Here is a 20,856-nt window from a genome sequence, read left to right as displayed (position 1 = left end):
ATTAAACAAGATTTAAGATAAGTGTAGAACGCCGAATAAAAGTGTCCAGGGTCGTTTTTATTAATATGTAGCAGAAGTTAATTTGGCTTTAATTCTTATTGATATGTTTCATCTTCCGGCGATAAATTGCAGTTACTATTCCTTTAGTCTATCTACTTTATTTAGACCTCAATTTTCGTTTTCAGGAAAAGGACACTCTATGAGCCATGTTGCGCCGTCGGTTGCGCAAGAAGATGACGCTAAATCAACAGCATGGCGGTATGCCGTTGCAGGTGCCCGGGACCTGAGAATAGACTTTATGCGCGGCATTGCTCTCGTCATGATGGTCGTGGCGCATACGGAGGTGATGTCGATATTTAATATATTCTCCTGGGAGCGTTTTGGGCTAACAACCGGTGCAGAAGGCTTTGTCATTCTCTCGGGGTTTATGCTGGGGATGCTGAATCGCGCGCGTCTGCAAAAAGTGGTTTTACTCACTGTTTCCTGGGGGCTTTATCTCAGGGCGTGGAAAATATATCGCATAAATATCATTATCATAGTGTCGTTTATTCTCATGTCCTATATCCCACGAATTAATCTTTTCGAGGTCACTCATTTTACCGACCGTTTTTCGGGTGAGAGCTGGTCGCTTTATCCTGTTACGCCGCAAATAAAAGAGACCTGGTTCAACATTATTCTCTATTTGCAGATCGGCCCCCATCAGACGCAAATCCTGGGGCTGTATATCTTTTTGCTGCTACTCAGCCCACTATTTTTGGGGGTGCTGCAGAAAGGGAAAGTCTGGTGGCTGTTAGGGCTGTCGCTGCTGGTGTATGGCCTGTGGCAGCGGTGGCCGCTTCGGCTGACGCCGTCGGAATTCGAATTTGCCTTCCCGCTGCTGGCGTGGCAGTTCATCTTTGTGCTGGGCATGACCAGCGGCTGGTATAAAGCCGAACTGATCTCTTTCGCACGCACGCCGGCAGGTAAAATGGTGGTGTTTACGTTGGTCATGGTGTCGCTGGTGTTGGGGTTCGTCGCCCAGAACCATACCAACCCATTTATGCCGCCCGCGCTGCTGATGCATGCGATCTCGCCTGACAGCTTCAATACGTTTTATCACACCTGGGCGGCGAAGAATGGGCTGGGCCCGGTGCGGGTGTTAAACGATATCGCCCTGATGGTCACCGTCTATCTGGTGCTGACATATTGCTGGACGCCGTTCAACCGCCTGTTGGGATGGTTTCTTATTCCGCTAGGCCAGCACTCGCTTTATACCTTCATTTTGCATGTGTACGTGGTGCTGCTGGTGAGTCAGTTCATCACCTTCGATTTGTGGCGTCATGCCTGGATAGAAAATACGGTAGCGCATGCTGCAGCACTGGGCATGTTGTGGCTCATGGCAAAATACAACGTTGCCGCACGCTGGATACCTAACTAAGGATGGCGGTTATGCGCGAAAAATGGTTACTGGCGGGCATCTTACTCGCCACAATACCCGCGGCGGAAGCGGCGCAAAGCAATGAGAAAGAGACGTTGCGCGATAAGAACGGAGAACCCGTTCAGGCAGGCGTATTTACCAGCCGGTGGGGGCGTCTGTTCTCAGGTAATGATAAGAAATTTTCAGGCGCCCTGAGCTTTAGTTCAGGGCTGAAAGAGCAGATGGTGAGCGTGCCGAATAGCTCTGACAGTGCCGCCCAGGCGAAAAAAATTAACCAGACGCTGAATCTTAGTCTGCAGTATTCCCCCTACAGTTTCTGGTTTGCCAACATTACCTCCCGGTTGCCGGTCAGAGATACCACCCGCTATACCGCCGATTTTCGCTACAGCTTTGGCTATGACGACTGGCATGCCAATACGTTCAGCCTCGTATACGGCAACTACGGCGATAACCACTTCTGGACGTCGGGGAGCCGGAGACACACCTATTTCGAACAGGGCGCCTTTACACTGGCCTATAAGTTTTCGCTACCGAAACCGGTTGAAAACACGCTCCTGATTAATAAAGGGGACTCTATCATTTGCCAGGTCGGGTACAGCTGGGTTCCGCGCTACTACGACCTCAGCAGCGATGACATCCGCAAAAATAAAAACGTCATGCTCGGCGGCTGCGGCTATACCTTCAAACAACATTTCTTCGTTCGCGCAACGGCGTTCTGGTTTCCGGACAGCAGCCAGCAGCAGCCCTGGAACGGCGATTACAGCTACAGCTTCGGCTATGCAGGCTATACGCCGGGATCGTTTTCCGTCCAGTACGCAAACTATGCCGGGACGCGCTATCCGGGGCATGGGAACGGTAATGCAAAATTCAGGGAAGGGACCGTGAGCCTCATCTGGTTCTTACCGCTATAGGAGGGATGCATGTCAGCGCTGCACGTGTTAATCGTTGAAGATTCGCTGATTTATCGTCGGCTACTCTCCCGAATGCTCACCCAGTGGGGGTATATCGTGAGCGAGGCGGAAAACGGCGTCGCCGCGCTGGAAATATTGTCCAGCCAGCCGGTCAGTATGGTGATAAGCGACTGGGACATGCCTGAAATGGACGGGCTCACGCTCTGTCAGACGATACGCAACCGTCAGTTTGGCCGCTATGTGTATGTCATCCTGCTGACGGCACGCGAGAATGCCGGGGATTTAACGCAGGGTTTTGATGCCGGGGCCGATGATTTTTTAAGCAAGCCCGTCGAACAGGCTGAGCTACGGGCGAGGCTTCATGCGGGGGTACGTATTTTGACGCTGGAAGCGACCCTCGCGGCGCATAATAAGCGCCTGAGTGAAGCGTTACACCAGATTGAACAGGATCTTGAGCTGGCGGCGCGCGTTCAGCACTCGGTTCTGCCTTCACACCGCTTACGCTTCGGGGACTATTTTTCCGACTGGCTTTTCTTACCGTCAGCCTGGGTATCGGGCGATGTCTTCAATATTTTTCCTCTGGAGTCTCATCTGGGGTTCTATTGCGTTGACGTGTCCGGTCACGGCGTGGGGGCCGCGATGATGTCCCTCGCGGTGGCGCGTCAGTTCTTGCATGGCCGGGTGGTGGACCGTTTTTTGTTTACCGCAGAGGGCGGAATTCAGTCGCCTGCTGAGGTCATCAGAATATTGAACAGCCGCTTTTGCAGTGAAGAAAACGACATTACCAGCTATTTCACCATCATCTACGGCGTGATCGACCCTGAAAGTGGTCAGGGGTTGTTGTGCCAGGCGGGGCATCCTACTCCCGTGATTGTGAATGCAGAGAATGCCGTCACTTCTGTAGGCGACGGGGGACCGCCTGTCGGGCTGATGCCCGACCTCAGCTGGGAGGATGTCACGTTTACCCTCAATCCTGGGGATCGCTTATGCTTATTCAGTGACGGCATCACGGAGTGCGAGAATAGCGAGGGCGAGCAGTTTGGCCCGCAACGCCTCGAACGCTGGCTTCATGAGCATGCCCGGCTCCCGGTTGACGAACTTCTGCCGCGGTTCGGTGACCACCTGACCGGCTGGCGCAACGCAAACCGTGATGAACCGACCGCCTTAACCGATGACGTTTCACTGCTCGTGATTGAGCGTCAGGGAGAACAGAATGATTATTAACACTGAACGATTACCACATGCCAACATTCTCACGCCAGCTGTCCGGCGGCTGGATGCGTCCATTGCCGCGGCGTTTAAGGCCTCTGTCACGGAAGAAATTGGCAGCGATCGTAAAGCCCTAATTGTCGACTTTAGCAAAGTGGACTTTATCGACAGCAGCGGGCTGGGGATGCTGGTGTCGTTGTTTAAGCTGATGAACGGGAAAGGCGAAATGGCGCTGTGCTCCCTGAATCCCGGAATCATGAATATGTTCACCCTGACCCGAATGGATCGCATATTCCGCATCTATCCGGATAAAAACAGCGCGCTTGCGCAACTGGGGCAATAGATGCAGACGCCGGAGCATGCAGAATTTCCGGCGACGCTCGTTTCCCTGACGCCGCTGGCCGACTGGCTGGGAGACAGGCTGAGCGCGCTTGCCGTTGACAACGAGTGGCGTTTCGCGCTCGATGTTGCCGTCTGTGAAGTGGCGACGAATATCATCCGGCACGCGCTTCATGAGGATGCCTCACGCGAATTCAGCGTACAGTTCGACATCCGGGACCATAATGTCTGCGTTGTCTTTACCGACACGGGTGATGCATTCCCGCTGGAGCGGCTTAAGGCCGCCCGACAAAACCGCTTCTGTGAAATATCGCCGTTACTGGAGAGCGGCAGGGGGCTGATGCTCATTTTGCTGAACGTCGATCGTTTCTCGGTGGAGCGAAAGACAGATAAAAATATTGCCACGCTTGAAAAGAAAATCAGCGTATGACCTGCGTGCCATACGCCCGAAATTTTTCCTATTTCTTATCAGCAAACAGCTCCGGCGCCCACGGACGCGGATCCACCTCCATAAACGGCGCGCGCTCGAAGCGATCCTTCAGCGCCCACGGCACCGTGCAGTCGAAGATGGTCTTGCAGGAGATGCCGTTTCCGCGAATCGAGGTGCTGTAATCCGGCGACTGCGACGGATCCAGCTGGTGGCCGCGGATCCCCGGAATATTTGTAATGCTGACGTCTCCCTGCATGCGGGTGGTCATCGCCCAGAGGATGTCGTCGCTGTCGAAAATATCCACGTCTTCGTCGACAAGAATAATGTTTTTCAGCTCCGAATAGGTGGCTAAGGCGATAAGCGCCGCCTGGCCCTGGCGTCCTTCATCCGACGGCTGACGTTTTTTCACCTGCAATATCCCGAGGAACTTACCACCGCCCGCGGTATGCGCGTAGACGTTTTGCAGGAAGCCCGGAATTGCCTCCTCAACGGCATTGCGGATGCTGGCCTCCGTCGGCAAACCGGCCAGGGTAGTATGTTCTTCACCTGGTCCCACCAGCGTTTGCAGGATGGCGTGGTTTCGCATGGTCACGGCTTTCACTTTGATCACCGGCAGAGACGGGTTCGCCTCGCCGCAGTAGCCCGGGAACTCCGGCATCGCGTGGCCGGTATTGGTGTGCTGATCTTCTCTTACGCGCACGCCCGGGAGCAGTTCACCTTCGATGATGATTTCCGCCCGCGCGATCGCTTTCTCTTTTACCGCCACGCCCTGCACCAGTTCGACCGGATGCTGGCGCAGCGCCCCGGCGACGCCCAGCTCGTTGTAGCCAAACGGGGTGGTGGGGGCCTCAAAGCACGCGCCGATATAGATGGCGGGATCGAGCCCCATGTTGATCGTCACCGGCAGCGGTTTTCCGGCCTCTTCGGCTTTTTTGCGGAAGACTTCGATATGCCGACCGGCGGCAAGGAACATGGAAAGCTCGTCGCGCTCCTGCACGCAGAGGCGGTGGATGGTGACGTCCGTCAGCGAGCTATCTTCAGGATCGCTTGCCAGCACCAGTCCCAGACAGAAGAACGGACCCGCATCAATCGGCGTGTTTGTCGGTGCCGGAAGCAGCTTGCGCAGGTCGAAATCAGGGTCGTCCGCGTAGAAAACCTGTTCCTGACAGGGCGCCTGCGCGGCCGGGACGACAACGGGAGCCACCGGCTTTTTTACCGCCTGCCCGACGTGTTTTGCCAGTTCAGAGGGTTCGCAGCCCAAAAGCAGCGCCGCGCGCTCGCGGCTGGCATGCATGCCCACCAGGATGCGGGATCCCGGATAGCCCTTCACGCTGTTGAACATCATGGCCGGGCCCGTGCGTGTCGGACGTTTTACCGTGCCGCCCGCGCCGATATGACGATAAACCCCCGCCAGCTCCGCGTTGGGATCGACCGGATGATCGGTTTCAAGATACTGCCCTTCGTGGCGCTGAAGCAGGGCGATGGCGCTGCGGAGATCGTTGATCGGGTTTTCCATATTATCCTCCCTCGTTTGAATACCTCCATTTTTATGGCAATGACCAATAGCATCAATTGCATCATTACTGCTAAATTGATAAGTAAATTCATATCAAAAAGGGAAACGTTCCGTGCAGTTTCGTCAGATGCGCCACTTCATCGTCGTGGCCGAAGAGCTCCACATGCACCGGGCCGCTGAACGTCTGAATATGGCGCAGCCGGCGCTGAGCCAGCAAATCAAGGCGCTGGAAGATCGTTTAGGCGTTACGCTCTTTAGCCGGGCAAACCGCCGCTTAACCCTGACGCCCGCGGGTGAAGCGTTTCTGGTGAAAGCCAGGCTCGCCATTTCCCTCACCGAGCAGGCGGTTCTCGACGCCAGGCAAACGGCAAGGGGCGAGCAGGGGGTATTAAACCTGGGGTGCGTGTCGAGTGCGATGTTCGACGGCAGGCTGCCCGCCGCGCTGCGCCAGATGCATACGCGCTGGCCAGCCATTACCATGTCGCTGGTGACGGGAAACGTGCAGACGCTCTACGCCGCCGTGCAGAGCAACCAGCTGGACGTGGCCATCATCCGCGCGCCGCTGCCGACGCTGCCTGAGGATCTGCAAAGCCGACCGTTCGCCGCCGAGAAAACGGTGCTGGCGCTGTATCGTCAGCATCCGCTGGCCGGATCTTCCGCGCTGACGCTCGCCTCCGTAAAAGATGAACAGTGGATCTCCCTGCGCGACCCGGAGGGAATGGGGCTGGAGCAGTACTTTTATGACGCCTGCAACGGAGCGGGTTTTCAGCCGGACGTGGTGCAAAACGCGACAGACGTGCCCACGGTGATAAGCCTGGTTTCGGCGGGGTTTGGGCTGGCGCTGCTGCCCGCCTCGGCAAAGGTGGTAAGCGTCGAGAATGTGGTTTACGTGGACATGCTCGACCGGCTGCGGGAAAGCGAGCTGACGCTGGTTTGCCACCGGATTATTCGCTCAGAAGTGCTCAAAAAGTTTCTGGTTACGCTCGATCACACCTGACGTCCGGTGGCCTGCTGCAGCTGCTCGCGCCCGTTTATTTCGCGCTGCTGGCGTCCCGGTTGGTATAGGTGACAGGAACCCAGGCATAGCCGCCGTTTTCGCCTTGGGTGACATAGCCGATACCCGGGAACGGCAGATGGGGCGCGGCAACCAGATCTTTATTTTTCACAAACTCCGTAAACGCGTGTTCGCGCACGCTTGCCGCTTTGTTCTGATCTTCATCGTAGGTAATGGTCACATCAGGCTGCGGGAACTGGACCGCCGCGGCATGAATGATGTCGCCGACAAAGGTGATCTTCTCGCCTTTGCTTGTCAGCGTGTAGAAGGCTGAGCCCGGTGTATGGCCGGGATGAACCGTGCCGGTCAGCCCCGGAAGAATTTCTGATGTTCCGCTAAACGGCACCAGTTTACCGGCGTCAAGATAGGGCTTTAAGGTCTTCTGCGCGACGTCAAAGTAGTTCTTACCGTAGCCGGTTTTTTTCTGATTCTCGTCGTCAAAGAAAAAGTCGACGTCCGGTTTGCCGATGAAAACGCGCGCGTTGCTGAACACCATCTTCCCATCTTTCACCAGGCCGCCCGCGTGATCGGAGTGGGCGTGGGTCAGCAGGACCTCCGTAATGTCCTCGGGTTTAATCCCCTGCGTGGCGAGGCTCTCAATCACACGTCCGCCGTTACCGGGGCCAAAAAGCTGGCCTGAACCGGTATCCACCAGAATTTTATGTCCGGGCATCGCAATCAGGAATGCGTTGATGGACACTTCAGGCGGGTTGGTCTGAAAATTTTTCGCAAGCAGCGCATCAATTTTTTGCGGCGTTGTCCGGCGCAGAAGCTTGTGCAGATCCTGCGCGACGGTCCCGTCCGTAAACGAGGTGACCAGAACGTCGCCAACCTGAACGCTGTATCCGCCCGCCGGTTGTTTCACGACGTGCTGGGGCGTTTCTGCCGATGCCTGCAGCGCAGGGTAGAAAAGCAATGAACCGGAAATCAGCGTGGACAGAGCAAGTTTTTTCACGGTAAGCATACGAGTCTCCTTTGAAAGCGCTCATCTTCGTTGTTCGTAAAGTGATAATCTTTTTCCGCTACACCAGCATGTAATACCAGAACAGGGCGACTTCGTCTTTTTCCGGTAAGGCGTTGTAGAGAAAACGATCGTATCCGCCCAGGGTAAACCCGTAGTTACGGTAAAACAGACAGGCAGAGACGTTTACATTTTGTGTTTCAAGCCGTAATCCCGGCGCGTTTACGCTGCGGGCCCAGACGTGGGCTGCGGCCATTAATTTTTGCGCAGCGCCGGTTCTGCGTTTTGTTCGCTCAACGGCAATATAATCCACTGAGATAAACTTATTCCAGCCGATAGACGCAGTAATAAATCCGGCTATTTCACCGTCATCCGTTTCGGCGATAAGAAATATTGCGTCCGGGTTAACGCAGTGGTTTTCAAGGGTTTGAATGTCGAGCTCATAGGTTTTTGTCCAGGGCTCGGCGACGGCATCGATATGCAAATCGCAATGGACAAAGGGTTCTCGCGCAATATGGCTAATGGTGAAAGAAAAGTCACAGCATTCAAGACGTACAAGGTCAGTATTTAATCCTTTTCGAATCTGCATAGTATTCCCTGTAGTAAGTTAATTCATAAAGAATAGACGAAGCGGTTAAATCCGCTGAGCCAACACACTTTTCATCCTGAACTAAGCTTGTACTTCGTTTCGCGTAAAATGCGGTCATTCGAGGACAAGGAATGGAATTCAGAACATGTCAAAGGCACTGGGGTGCTGAGTATATTTCCGATGACGTTGTCCGTTTTCGCGTCTGGGCTGAAGGACAAAAAAATCTCACGCTGCGTCTTAACGATAACGATATTCCGATGGCGGCCAGCGGCGATGGCTGGTTCCAGGCTGACGTGCCGGGCATCGCGCCGGGGGCAGAGTATCAGTTCGTTTTACAGGACGGCATGACCGTTCCTGACCCTGCGTCACGCGCCCAGAAAGGAGACGTCAACGGACCGTCGGTTGTTATCGATCATCGCCGGTATGTGCACCTTAACCGTGGCTGGAAAGGGCGTCCGTGGGAAGAGACGGTTATTTATGAACTGCATATCGGGACCTTTACCCCGGAGGGAACCTTCCGGGCGGCCATCGACAGGCTGCCTTATCTGGCTGAGCTTGGTATTACCCAACTTGAAGTGATGCCCGTCTCACAGTTTGGCGGATCCCGCGGGTGGGGCTATGACGGCGTATTGCTGTATGCCCCGCACGCCGCCTACGGTACGCCGGAGGATTTTCACGCGTTTATCGACGCCGCGCACGGGCTGGGGCTGTCGGTGGTGCTGGATATCGTGCTCAACCACTTCGGCCCCGAGGGAAACTATCTGCCCCTGCTGTCGCCTGCGTTTTTCGATGCGGATCGGATGACGCCGTGGGGCAACGGCATCGCTTACGAGCGCGAGCCGGCAAGGCAATACATCACCGATGCGCCGCTTTACTGGCTGACGGAATATCGTCTGGATGGCCTACGGTTTGATGCCATCGACCAGATCAAAGACACCTCGGATACGCATATTCTTGAGGAGATAGCCGAAAAGATCCGCGAGGCGATCCCGCACCGTCACGTTCATCTGACCACGGAAGACAGCCGCAACGTGATTTTCCTGCATCCGCGCGATGAACAGGGCAACACGCCGCAGTTCACCGCCGAGTGGAATGATGACTTCCACAATGCCGCCCACGTGTTTGCCACTGGCGAGACGCACGCCTACTACCAGGATTTCGCCTTTGAGCCGGAGAAAAAATTCGCCCGGGCGCTGGCGGAGGGATTTGTCTACCAGGGCGAGGTTTCTCTGCAAACCGGTCAGTCGCGCGGCGTGGAGTGCCACACCCAGCCGCCAACGTTCTTCGTCGATTTTATTCAAAACCACGATCAGACCGGCAATCGCGCCCAGGGGGAGCGGCTCATCACGCTGGCGGGTGCGGAGAAGACCCGCGTGCTGCTGGCGGCGCTGCTGCTTTCTCCCCATATCCCGCTGCTGTTTATGGGCGAAGAGTTCGGCGAAACCCATCCGTTTCTGTTCTTCACGGATTTCCATGGCGAGCTGGCAACGGCCGTGCGGGAAGGGCGCGCGAAGGAGTTTAGCGGCCATGCCGGGCACGATGAGACCGTCCCGGATCCGAATGACGTGAACACCTTTGTTCGCTCAAAGCTCGACTGGAATAAGATTGCCACCGACGAAGGTAAAACGTGGCTGCGCTTCACGCGCCACCTGCTGACGCTGCGTCATCGCCATATCGTTCCGCTTCTGCGTCATGGCGACACCGTTCAGGGCAAGGTGATCAAGACCGCGCCCGGCATGGTGGCGGTGAGCTGGCGCTTCCCGTCGGGGACGCTCTCTCTGGCGCTCAATATCGGTAATAAGTCCGTCGCGCTGCCCGCTCTCGCGGGTGAGACGCACTTTGCCTGGCCTGAAGTCACTGACGTTTTGCCGCCGAACAGTATTGTTGTTCGCTTTGCTGATGGAGAAGCCGCGTTATGATCCCTTCCGCCACGTACCGTATACAGTTTCGCAATGGCATGACGTTTGACCGGGTGGTTGCGCTGATACCGTATTTCAGAGATCTCGGCATTAGCCATCTCTATGCATCACCTGTTTTTACCGCGACAGCGGATTCCACCCACGGCTATGACGTCACCGACCCCAACGAAATTGATCCCGCAATAGGCGGACGAGAAGGGTTTGACCGCATGGCGGCGGCGCTCAGGCAGGCTGGCATGGGGCTGATACTGGATATCGTCCCTAACCACATGTCGACCTCACTGGAAAACCGCTGGTGGCGAGACGTTATCGAGCACGGCAAACAGAGCCGCTACGCGCGCTATTTCGATATCGACGGGTCGCGACCGCTGACGCTGCCGTTTCTTGGCGATACCTTTGAGGCGGAGCTGGAGAAGGGCGCCATCACCCTAAAGCGTGACACTGTCACTGATAAGGCCGCTCTGGTCTACTATGATGCCGAGTATCCGCTCAACCCGGGTACGTACAGCGAGGATAAGAGCATCGCTGAACTGCATGAAGCGCAGAGCTGGCGGCTGATGTCATGGCGCGACGCGCCGAAGCAGTTGTCGTGGCGACGCTTCTTTGAGATTACCGGTCTGGTCGGCGTTCGGGTTGAAGACGAGGCAGTCTTTGACGACACGCATCGCCTGATCCTCGAGCTGGTTCGCGACGGAACCGTCGACGGCCTGCGCATTGACCATATTGACGGGCTTGCGGATCCGCTGGGGTATCTGCAGCGCCTGCGCCAGGCCACCGGGCCAGACTGCTACATCACGGTGGAGAAAATCCTGGCGAAGGGAGAGCAGCTCCCGGCCGAGTGGCCCGTGTCCGGCACGACGGGGTATGAGTTCATCGCGTCGCTGGCTGAGGTGTTGGTGGATGACAATAGCCTGGCGGGTCTGGAGAAAATCCATAACGAGACGCTGGGCGTTACGGTCGACAGGCAAAGCGCGCTGCGGGATGCCAAAGGGCTGATGACCGACCGCAACTTCGAAGGGGAATTCACCACGCTCCTCAACATCGCCCGCGATTTGGCCCAGCACAACGGCGCTGAGATACAGACAGATGAAATTCGTCATGCGTTACGCGAATTGCTCATCGCCTTTCCGGTTTACCGTACCTACGGGACTGCGGAGGGGTTAACGCCTTCTGACGTTACGCTGTTGAGCCGCGTTGTCGCCAGTGTGAACGCCTCAGAACCCGCGCTTAGCCTGATCGTGCGAATTCTGACCGGCGATCTGCCGGAAGCTGACCGCGATGCGGCCTCTCTGTTCAGGACCCGTTTCCAGCAGTTGACCGGGCCGCTGATGGCGAAATCCGTGGAAGACACGCTGTTCTTTCGCCACAACCTGGAGCTTGCGCTTAACGAAGTGGGGGCTGACCCGACGCCGCGCGCCTTCTCGCTGTCGCGTTTTCATCAGGAGATGCGCATCCGTCTTGCCCGTCAGCCCGACGCGCTGCTGGGCACCTCGACTCACGACACCAAGCGCGGCGAGGATGCCCGGGCGCGTCTGTATACCCTGACGGAAGCGCCAGAGCTGTGGGGCGAAAATCTGGCGCGCTGGCGGCAGATGAACCAGACGCACGTGCGCTTCCTTAACGACGGCACCGCGCCGAACGCCGCTGATACCTGGATGATTTATCAGGCGCTAGCTGGCGTCTGGCCTGCCACGCTCTCACCTGACGACCGGGACGGGCTGAAAACCCTTGAAGCGCGTTTCCTCGGTTTTATTGAAAAAGCGCTGCGCGAGGCCAAGCAGCGAACCGACTGGATCGACAGTAACGAGAGCTACGAAAGCGTCGTGATGGACTACGTTCGTCATCTGCTTTCGCCCGACAACACGCTGTTCCTGCATGATTTCAGTGAAACCCTACAGCCCTTTATTCGCGCTGGCCTGATGAACAGCCTGAGCCAGACGGTGATTAAGCTTACCGCGCCCGGCGTACCGGACATCTATCAGGGCAGCGAAGCGCTTAACTTTAGCCTGGTTGACCCGGATAACCGACGCGAACCGGATTTCGCCGCGCTGGTGCAAAACCTCAGTACGGCGGACGCCACGGTATTCAACGACGAACAGTGCTGGCGGGACGGACGCGTGAAGCAGTATGTCACCGCCACGCTGCTGCGGCTGCGCCCGCACTACCCGGCGCTGTTCCGCTACGGCGACTGGCTGCCGCTGAAAGTGACCGGGGATCGCGAGGAGAATCTGATTGTGTATGCGCGCGTAAAAGACGAAGAGGCGCTGATTGTTGCCGTGCCGCGCCTGGTTTTCACAATCACCCGTCACGAAAAACTGTGGGTCAATACCACGGTAGCCATACCCGAAGAGCTGGTCGGGAAACGCTATCGCGATGTGTTCAGCGGTGAAAGCCGCGTTCTGCAAGAGACGCTGGATCTAACGTCAGAAAAGGGATGTGTATTGGTTCTGCTTACCTGCGAATAATCGTGGAGAACGAAAATGGCAAAGGATAACAGGTTTGAAATTCGGGCCGGTCACGGCCAGCAGTTGGGCGCAAACTACGACGGAAAAGGCGTGAACTTCGCGCTCTTCTCCGCACATGCGGAGCGGGTGGAGCTCTGTCTGTTTGACCCGTCCGGGAAAACGGAAATTGCCCGGCTGGAACTCCCGGAGTATACCCATGAAGTCTGGCACGGCTATGTGCCTGACCTGAAGCCCAGCGCGCTGTACGGCTATCGCGTCTACGGACCTTACGACCCGGAAAACGGCCACCGCTTCAACCCGCATAAGCTGCTTATTGACCCCTACGCCCGCGAACTGGTGGGCGATATCGACTGGAACGAGGCCCATTTTGGCTATGAGCTGGGGCATGATGAACTGGATCTCAGTTTTGATACCCGCGACAGCGCGCCGTTCACGCCGAAATGCAAGGTCATCGACCCGGATGCCTTCGACTGGCAGGACAACAATCGGCCGGACGTGCCCTGGCCGCATACCGTTGTCTATGAGAGCCACGTGAAGGGCTTTACCCAGATGAACCCGGCCATCCCGCCCGAGCTGCGCGGCACGTTTGAGGGGATGGGACACAAAGCCTCGGTCGATTACATCAAGAGTCTTGGCATCACCTCGGTTGAGCTGCTCCCGGTTCACTGGTTTCCGGACGACCAGCATCTGCTTGACCGCGGGCTGAAAAACTTCTGGGGCTATAACACGCTCGGCTTTTTTGCTCCGGCGTCGCGCTACTACGGCCCGGCGGGGATCCAGGGTTTCCGCGACATGGTGCGCGCGTATCACGATGCGGGCATCGAGGTGATTCTGGACGTGGTGTACAACCACACGGCGGAAGGTAACGAGCTGGGGCCAACGCTTTCATTCAAGGGCATTGATAACTACAGCTACTACCGCACGCTGCCGGACCAGCACCGGTATTACATTAACGACACCGGGACGGGAAACACGGTCAACACCTCGCACCCGCGCGTGCTGCAGATGGTGATGGACTCCCTGCGCTACTGGGCGGAATCGATGCATATTGACGGTTTTCGCTTTGACTTAGGGACCATCCTCGGCCGAGAGCCGGAAGGGTTTGACCCGCGCGGTGGTTTCTTCGATGCGGTCACACAGGATCCGGTGCTCTCTAAGCTTAAGCTTATCGGCGAACCCTGGGATATCGGGCCTGGCGGCTATCAGGTCGGCGGTTTCCCGCCGGGCTGGGGCGAGTGGAACGACAAATACCGCGACACCGTGCGCGAATACTGGAAGGGAGACAACGTCTCAACCGATTTTGCCGCACGCCTGTTGGGCTCCGGCGATCTGTACGATCTGCGCGGTCGCCGTCCGTGGGCCAGCGTCAACTTCATCACCGCTCACGACGGCTTTACCCTGAATGACCTGGTGTCGTACAACGAGAAGCACAACGCCGACAACGGCGAGGACAATAACGACGGGCATAACGATAATCGCTCGTACAACTATGGCGAAGAGGGGCCGACGGAGAACCTGGATATTATCGCCACCCGCGAGCGGCAGAAGCGTAATTTCCTGACCACGCTGCTGTTTTCCCACGGCACGCCGATGCTGCTGGCCGGGGACGAGTTTGGTCGCACGCAGAAGGGGAATAACAACGGCTACTGTCAGGACAGTGAGATCTCGTGGATCGACTGGAAGGGGCTATCCGAAAACGACGCCGCGCTGCGCGAGTTTACCCGCCGTCTCATCGCGCTTCGCGCATCACAGCCGTTACTGCGCCGTGAAAGCTGGCGCGACGGGCTGGAGATCCGCTGGTTTAACGCCGGGGGCGGACCGCAGCAGGCGGAACAGTGGGATGAAGGCTCAACGCTCGGTGTCTCCATCAGCAGGCCGGATCTCAAACAGGAGGAGGGCGTCTGGCACGACGTGCTGATGCTGTTCAATCCGTTCGAAGGGACGGTTCCGTTCCAGATCCCCCAGTTTGGCGAAGGCGGATGGGTGCTCGAGCTCTCTACGGCGGATGATGCTGCCACCGGGACAGCGATCACCGAAAGCGTAGAATACGAACTGGCCGGACGCAGTATTACCCTGTTCCGACGACCGTAATTTAGAGTGATGCCGCCGCGCGGGCGGCGGTGTCATACAGGGAGGAGATCGTGCGTAACAGCTGCGCGGTTTCGCCAATCGACTTCCCTGAAATACCGCTTTCCGCGTGAATCGCGATCAGACACGCTTCCCGCACGTCCCGGTATTTCATGCACAGCGCTTTCCCTTCTTCCGTCGTGGAGAAAAAGAGCTCCTTGCCCGCTTTCTCACTCGTCACGTAGCCCGCTTTCACCAGCTTCTTTAGCGCATAGGTCACCACGTGCGTGTCCTCTACGTTCAGGACAAAGCAGATATCGGCCAGCTTTTTCTTGCGGTCGCGGTGGTTCACATGATGCAGCAGCGACACGTCAAATGCGCCCATATCCGGCTCGCCGGCTGCGGTCATGCAGCGCACCATCCATTTATTGAAGGCGTTGCTGGTCATGATCAGCGCGTACTCCAGTTCCGACAGCTCCGCGCAGCGCTCCGACACCAGGTGGCGGGAAGAGACGATCCGGCCATCGTTGATATCGTCGCGATCGGGTGAGGCACTCTTTTTTGAGGTCATAACGTTCCTTAGCCAGAAATGTAAACTCAACGATAAAATAAGAACATTTTATTGATAAATTGTTTACATGTTTTTGCGGTTCAGATATAGCTTTTTAGCGCAGGTTTTTCGAAGCCTGACGAAAAAACACAACATCGCTCGCCGCAAATTAAAAAAATAGCCGTCGGCGCGCAACGCTCACTTTGGATAGGGTAAACGTTTATGGACGGTACTACGCTGTTGCCGCTGATCGGGATACCGATCGTGGTTATTGGTTTTGCACTGCGCTTCAACCCGCTGCTGGTGGTCGTGGTGGCGGGGCTGGCGACGGGTCTGCTGGTCGGAATGGATTTCGGGATGCTGCTGGAGACCTTTGGCGAAAAGTTCGTGAATAGCCGATCGCTGGCGACCTTCATCCTGATCCTGCCGGTGATTGGTCTGCTGGAATATTACGGGCTCAAGGAGCGCGCCCAGGCCTGGGTGGCGAAGATCGCCAGCGCCACCTCGGCGCGTATTCTGATGCTCTACTTTGTGGCGCGTGAAGGGACCGCGGCGCTGGGTCTGATGTCTCTTGGCGGCCATGCCCAGACGGTGCGTCCGCTGCTGGCCCCGATGGCAGAAGGGGCGGCGCTGAACGAATATGGCGAGCTGCCGCAACATATCCGAGACAAAATCAAAGCCCATGCCGCCGCGTGTGACAACATCGCGGTCTTTTTTGGCGAAGATATTTTTATCGCCTTTGGCGCGGTGCTGCTGATTGACGCCTTCCTGAAAGAGAACGGGATCCAGGGGATCGAACCGCTGCATATCGGCCTGTGGGCTATTCCCACCGCCATTGCGGCATTAATTATTCATATGGCTCGCTTGCTGCGCCTCGATGCCAGCATTCGTCGCGACGTCATGGCCTGGCGTTCAGAGCAAGGTAAACAGGAGGTGGCACCATGATGACGCTTATCACCATTAACCGCGTGTACTACCTCATCGGCTTTGTCGTGATGCTGCTGGTCGTGATGACCCTGCGCGATCGCGCCAATCCGAAGCGTTTTACAACCGCGCTGTTCTGGTTTTTATTCGGCGGGATCTTCCTGTTTGGCGATCTGATGGTGCAGGAGCTGGGGAAATCGCTGGCGTACCGGATCATTGGTGGCGCCGTCATCGCTATCGCGCTGCTGGCGGGCTTTGGTCTGGTCGGGAAAGGGCACTATAAAATGGCCTCCGACGAGGAGCGCGTTGCCTCATCGAACCGGCTCAAAAACTGGCTGTTCCTGCCCGCGCTGATGATCCCGGTGGTGACGGTTATCGGGACGCTGTTCCTGAAGGGCGTGTCGATTGGCGACGTGTATCTTCTCGACCAGAAGCAGCTTACCCTCGCGGCGCTGTGCGTGGCCTGCGTCGCGGCGATCCTCACCGGATGGTGGCTAACGAAGGGCACGCCGCTGCACGCTATTCGTCAGTCTCGCCGTCTTGTCGACACCATCGGCTGGGCGGTGATCCTGCCGCAGATGCTGGCGATGCTCGGCGGCGTATTCGTAGCGGCCAATACCGGTGATTCGGTGCAGAAGGTGGTCAGCCTGTTCGTGAACCCGGATAGCCGCTTCATGCTGGTGGTAATTTACTGCGTGGGTATGGCGCTGTTTACCATGATCATGGGTAACGCCTTTGCCGCTTTCCCGGTATTAAGCGCCGGTATCGCCTTGCCGTTCCTGATTAACGTGCATCACGGGAACCCGGCGCCGCTGCTGGCGATTGGCATGTACGCGGGCTACTGCGGCACGCTGATGACGCCGATGGCCGCGAACTTCAATATCGTTCCCGCCGCGCTGCTGGAGCTGAAAGACAAGTATCAGGTGATCAAGATCCAGATCCCGACCGCGTTAACCCTGCTGGTGGTGAACGTGTTCCTCATGTATTTCCTCGTGTTTCGCTAAGGAGCTGTTATGGAATTAACGCAACATCAGGCTGACGCGTTTGCCCGCATGCCTTTGACCTATTTGCGTCAGGAATACCCGAACCACATCATGCACCTGCTGAATGATGATGGCGATGTTCTGCCGCCTCGCGAGCTGCACCCCATTTTCTACGGCTGTTTCGACTGGCACTCGGCGGTGCACGGCTACTGGCTGCTGCTGCGCTGCGTGCGCCTCTACCCTGAGCTACCGTGTCGGAACGACATCGTCGCGCTTTTCGACGAGCACCTGACCGACGAGAACGTGGCGAAAGAGCTGGCCTATTTCACCGCGCCGTTCCGCGCCTCGTTTGAGCGCCCGTATGGCTACGGCTGGCTGCTGGCGCTGGCCCAGGAGCTGAAACAGTCGTCGCTGCCGCAGGCCGCGGTCTGGTACCAGACGCTTGAGCCGTTAACCCAGGATATTCGTAACCGGCTGGTGGATTACCTCAGCAAGCTCACCTATCCGATCCGCGTCGGAACGCACTACAACACGGCGTTTGCCCTCGCGCTGGGGCTGGACTACGCCCGGGCCGTAGAAGATAGCGCGCTGGAGCAGGCGATTCTGACGGCGGCTGAGCGGTTTTATCTCGCAGATACGCGCTATCCTGCGCACTACGAACCGGGCGGCGATGAGTATATTTCCGGCGCGCTGACCGAGGCGCTGCTGATGAGCAAGGTAACGGATAACTTCCCGGCATGGTTCGATAAATTCCTCCCTGATGTAGGGACTGTTGCGGCACTGATGAACCCGGCGGAGGTGAGCGACCGTACCGACCCGAAAATTGCCCATCTGGACGGGTTAAACCTCAGCCGCGCCTGGTGTATGAAGCACATCGCAAAGGCGCTGCCGGAGAGCCATCCAGGGCAGCTGGCGTTGCGTGATTCCGTGGCGAAACACCTGACGGCAAGCGTGGAGCACGTGGTGGGCAGCCACTACAGCGGTGGTCACTGGCTGGCGAGCTTTGCGCTGCTGGCGCTGGAATAAACAAACGCGTCGTCATTTTTGCCGGGTGGCGCTGCGCTTACCCGGCCTACATTGTGAAATGCACATTTTCTGCGCCACCCGGCGAATCAGGCTGATGCCCGAACCGCAGGACGCAGCCTGCTCAGGCTAAACAACACCGACCCGGCGGAGGCTACCACCGCCGTCCACAGTGCAAAGTGAACGGCCTGGTCCGAGCCCGTCGCCGCGGCCAGCCAAACGCCCACTGCTGCCGCCCCCAGACACTGCCCGAACGTCCTGACAATGGACAATACCCCGGATGCATAGCTGGCATTCTCCCGCGCCACGTTAGCGAGCATTTCCCGATTATTGGGACTCTGGAAGCAGCCAAACCCAATGCCGCACACCAGACTGCGCAGGCAGATATCCCACGTGGGAGGGCTTGCAGGTAACGTCGCCAGCAGGATCAGCCCAGCGACAAAAATCATCAGCCCGATGGTGGAAATCAGCGGCGCAGAAATCGTATCTGCCCAGCGGCCCGCGTGAGGGGCGATCAGCACGATGCCTATCGGCCAGGGCGTGAACAGGAGGGCCGATTCCAGTGGGCTGTAGCCATACACGCTCTGAAACAGAAACGGCAGCGCGATAAAGGTGATGCCCTGGCTGATAAACGTTGCGAGCGAGGTCAGCGCGGCAAGCGTAAAGCGACCGTTGCGGAAGATAACGGGGGGCAGCAGGGGACTTTCGACGCGGCGAATATGCCAGATAAACGCAGCGGTGCTGAGCAGGGCAATACTCGCCCAGAAAGCGGCCTCACGGCTGACGTGCTGGAAACTGTTCGCGGTCATGATCGTCGAACCTAACAGCACCGCCGAGAGCACCGCACCTCCTGTGTCAAAGGGCGTTTTTTGGGAAGCTGAACCCCGCGGTAGCGCCTTCCAGGCCAGCAGAAGTGCGACACTTCCCGGAATAATGTTAATCGCAAACAGCCATTCCCAGCGCAGCGCCTCCAGGATAGTGCCGCCCAGCACCGGCGCTATGGCCGTGCTGGCGGCAATCAGCAGGGCGTGCAGCCCCAGAACGCGGCCAAGCAGTCGTCCGGGAAAAACGGACCGCAGTATCGCCGGGGCGATGCTCAATGTGGCTGCGCCGCCGATGCCTTGTAAAACGCGCATGCCGATCAGCATGTCGGGCGTCGTTGCCAGCGCGCAACCGAGGGAGGTGAGCGTGAACGTTGTAAGACCCGCCAGAAACACCGGTCGGTAGCCCATGCGCGCTGCGAGCGCCGCGAAGATAGCCAGCGTCATCGCCGCCGACAGCAGGTATCCGTTGGCAAACCATACTGCGACATTCGCAGAGACCTGCATCGCGCTTGCCATGGAGGGCAGCGCAACGTTAATCATGGTGCCATCAAAGACGCCCATCAGCGTGGTGGTCATTAGCGCGACCATGACCCATGCGCGTTCGCGTCCCGGCAATCCCTCATCGCCGGGCAGGTTTGAAAACAGCGTCATGATATTTACTCCAGAAAAGAATAGTGATGACGAAACTATAATCATGGGGTATACAAGGCGGAAGACGCAGCGTATGCACTCCATCGTTGCATATAACGCCTTATATGAGGGTTTAACGTGTCCGATCCTGATTTTAATTTGTTGGTTGCCCTCGACGTTTTGCTGGCGGAAGCCAGCGTAGCGGCAGCGGCGCGGCGTTTAAACCTCAGCACTTCCGCCATGAGCCGAACGCTGAGCAGGCTACGCGAAGTGACCGGCGATCCGATTCTGGTTCGGGCCGGACGTCACATGGTGCTGACGCCCTGGGCGGAAGCCAGCCGGGACCGGGCCAGAAACGCCGTGCATGAGGCGAGGGCGGTGCTCCAGCCCTCCACCGAGACGCTTAACGTCCAAAATCTGGCGCGACTTTTCACCATTCGGGCAAATGATGGTTTTGTGGTTGCCTTTGGTCCTGCCCTGATTGCCGCCGTTGCCGCGGCAGCGCCCGATGTCTGTATACGCTTTGCACCGAAGCCTGAAAAAACTTCACGGTATCTGCGTGAGGGGCTGGTTGACCTGGAAATTGGCGTACAGAGCAATATGGGGCCGGAGATACGTTTGCAGCGGTTATTTCAGGACCGGTTTGTGGGCGTGGTACGCAAAGGACATCCGCTGGCCACGCTCCCCACAATCAGCGTCAACGATTATGTGTCCTGGGGCCACGTGGTCGCCGCGCCCAACGGGTCGTTACACGGCTTTGTCGATGACCTTCTGGCGGAACAGGGTATGAAACGTAAAGTGGTCAGCGTGGTGCCGGGCTTTCCGACGGCGTTATCCGTGGCGCTGGCGTCCAATCTCATTGCGATGGTTCCCGCACTGTATCTGCGCAATCAAACCATGACGGAGAGTGTGCACGTCTTCGAACTGCCGTTTAAAGCCCGGAGCATTACGGTTTCCCAGATGTGGCACCCGCGAATGGAGCAGGATCCAGGGCACCGTTGGTTGAGAGAGAAAGTGCGCGACGTCTGTCAGGACGCGCAGTGAG

18 protein-coding genes are annotated in these 20,856 nt (G+C 57.4%); 13 read left to right on the top strand and 5 right to left on the bottom strand.

Annotation, left to right across the window (positions count from 1 at the left end; genetic code table 11):
* Positions 1 to 199 precede the first annotated feature (199 nt).
* From opgC to K5E19_RS03985, 5 genes are read left to right on the top strand one after another with little or no spacing between them, the layout of a single operon-like run.
* Positions 200 to 1,417: an OpgC domain-containing protein gene (gene opgC, locus K5E19_RS04005; RefSeq protein ID WP_221550093.1), complete on the top strand. Its 1,218-nt coding sequence runs from the start codon at positions 200 to 202 to the stop codon at positions 1,415 to 1,417.
* Between the two features lie 11 nt (positions 1,418 to 1,428).
* Positions 1,429 to 2,328 carry a hypothetical protein gene (locus K5E19_RS04000; protein ID WP_221550092.1) on the top strand — a complete coding sequence of 300 codons (900 nt, stop codon included), beginning with the start codon at positions 1,429 to 1,431 and terminating at the stop codon, positions 2,326 to 2,328.
* A gap of 9 nt (positions 2,329 to 2,337) precedes the next feature.
* The gene (locus tag K5E19_RS03995) at positions 2,338 to 3,552 is read left to right on the top strand and encodes a PP2C family protein-serine/threonine phosphatase (protein WP_221550091.1); all 1,215 of its coding nucleotides are present in this window, start codon (positions 2,338 to 2,340) and stop codon (positions 3,550 to 3,552) included.
* Entirely contained in the window at positions 3,542 to 3,880 is a 339-nt protein-coding gene (locus K5E19_RS03990) for an STAS domain-containing protein (RefSeq protein WP_032657000.1), read from the top strand. Before K5E19_RS03995 ends, K5E19_RS03990 begins: the two co-directional genes overlap by 11 nt.
* Positions 3,881 to 4,306, top strand: coding sequence for an ATP-binding protein (locus tag K5E19_RS03985; protein ID WP_221550090.1), 426 nt, complete (start codon positions 3,881 to 3,883; stop codon positions 4,304 to 4,306).
* A gap of 28 nt (positions 4,307 to 4,334) precedes the next feature.
* Here the strand turns inward: K5E19_RS03985 and K5E19_RS03980 are convergent, their stop codons facing one another.
* A complete protein-coding gene (locus tag K5E19_RS03980) occupies positions 4,335 to 5,822 on the bottom strand; it encodes a UbiD family decarboxylase (RefSeq protein WP_221550089.1) in 1,488 nt (495 codons plus the stop codon).
* A gap of 112 nt (positions 5,823 to 5,934) precedes the next feature.
* Between K5E19_RS03980 and K5E19_RS03975 the strand changes: the two genes are divergently transcribed.
* Positions 5,935 to 6,819: a LysR substrate-binding domain-containing protein gene (locus K5E19_RS03975; RefSeq protein ID WP_221550088.1), complete on the top strand. Its 885-nt coding sequence runs from the start codon at positions 5,935 to 5,937 to the stop codon at positions 6,817 to 6,819.
* A gap of 34 nt (positions 6,820 to 6,853) precedes the next feature.
* On the opposite strand, the gene K5E19_RS03970 is transcribed toward K5E19_RS03975, so the two are convergent.
* Positions 6,854 to 7,840 (bottom strand): MBL fold metallo-hydrolase, encoded by a 987-nt coding sequence (locus K5E19_RS03970; protein ID WP_221550087.1) that lies wholly within the window; start codon positions 7,838 to 7,840, stop codon positions 6,854 to 6,856.
* A 58-nt stretch (positions 7,841 to 7,898) separates the two neighbouring features.
* On the bottom strand, positions 7,899 to 8,426 hold the full coding sequence (locus K5E19_RS03965; protein WP_221550086.1) for a GNAT family N-acetyltransferase: 528 nt from the start codon (positions 8,424 to 8,426) through the stop codon (positions 7,899 to 7,901).
* Between the two features lie 131 nt (positions 8,427 to 8,557).
* Between K5E19_RS03965 and treZ the strand changes: the two genes are divergently transcribed.
* From treZ to glgX, 3 genes are read left to right on the top strand one after another with little or no spacing between them, the layout of a single operon-like run.
* Positions 8,558 to 10,345 (top strand): malto-oligosyltrehalose trehalohydrolase, encoded by a 1,788-nt coding sequence (gene treZ, locus K5E19_RS03960; protein ID WP_221550085.1) that lies wholly within the window; start codon positions 8,558 to 8,560, stop codon positions 10,343 to 10,345.
* Positions 10,342 to 12,810, top strand: coding sequence for a malto-oligosyltrehalose synthase (gene treY / locus K5E19_RS03955; RefSeq protein WP_221550084.1), 2,469 nt, complete (start codon positions 10,342 to 10,344; stop codon positions 12,808 to 12,810). The genes treZ and treY overlap by 4 nt, the downstream gene beginning before the upstream one ends.
* A gap of 15 nt (positions 12,811 to 12,825) precedes the next feature.
* Entirely contained in the window at positions 12,826 to 14,901 is a 2,076-nt protein-coding gene (gene glgX, locus K5E19_RS03950; RefSeq protein WP_221550083.1) for a glycogen debranching protein GlgX, read from the top strand.
* Between the two features lies 1 nt (position 14,902).
* Here glgX and K5E19_RS03945 read toward each other — a convergent pair whose 3' ends face one another.
* Positions 14,903 to 15,448, bottom strand: coding sequence for a winged helix DNA-binding protein (locus K5E19_RS03945; RefSeq protein ID WP_221550082.1), 546 nt, complete (start codon positions 15,446 to 15,448; stop codon positions 14,903 to 14,905).
* 201 nt (positions 15,449 to 15,649) lie between these two features.
* On the opposite strand from K5E19_RS03945, the gene K5E19_RS03940 reads away from it, so the two are divergent.
* From K5E19_RS03940 to K5E19_RS03930, 3 genes are read left to right on the top strand one after another with little or no spacing between them, the layout of a single operon-like run.
* A complete protein-coding gene (locus K5E19_RS03940) occupies positions 15,650 to 16,372 on the top strand; it encodes a DUF969 domain-containing protein (protein WP_221550081.1) in 723 nt (240 codons plus the stop codon).
* Positions 16,369 to 17,355 (top strand): DUF979 domain-containing protein, encoded by a 987-nt coding sequence (locus tag K5E19_RS03935; protein WP_221550080.1) that lies wholly within the window; start codon positions 16,369 to 16,371, stop codon positions 17,353 to 17,355. Before K5E19_RS03940 ends, K5E19_RS03935 begins: the two co-directional genes overlap by 4 nt.
* Positions 17,356 to 17,364: 9 nt before the next feature.
* Positions 17,365 to 18,360 (top strand): DUF2891 domain-containing protein, encoded by a 996-nt coding sequence (locus tag K5E19_RS03930; RefSeq protein ID WP_221550079.1) that lies wholly within the window; start codon positions 17,365 to 17,367, stop codon positions 18,358 to 18,360.
* 86 nt (positions 18,361 to 18,446) lie between these two features.
* Here the strand turns inward: K5E19_RS03930 and K5E19_RS03925 are convergent, their stop codons facing one another.
* Positions 18,447 to 19,832 (bottom strand): MFS transporter, encoded by a 1,386-nt coding sequence (locus K5E19_RS03925; RefSeq protein WP_221550078.1) that lies wholly within the window; start codon positions 19,830 to 19,832, stop codon positions 18,447 to 18,449.
* Positions 19,833 to 19,949: 117 nt separating this feature from the next.
* Here K5E19_RS03925 and K5E19_RS03920 point away from each other — a divergent pair, with 117 nt between their 5' ends.
* Positions 19,950 to 20,855: a LysR family transcriptional regulator gene (locus K5E19_RS03920; protein WP_221550077.1), complete on the top strand. Its 906-nt coding sequence runs from the start codon at positions 19,950 to 19,952 to the stop codon at positions 20,853 to 20,855.
* Position 20,856 lies beyond the last annotated feature (1 nt).

The organism is Enterobacter sp. RIT637 (genome assembly GCF_019718755.1).
GTDB lineage: Bacteria > Pseudomonadota > Gammaproteobacteria > Enterobacterales > Enterobacteriaceae > Enterobacter.
The sequence above is the reverse complement of the archived record's forward strand: the minus strand, read 5'-3'. Positions and strand labels throughout refer to the sequence as shown.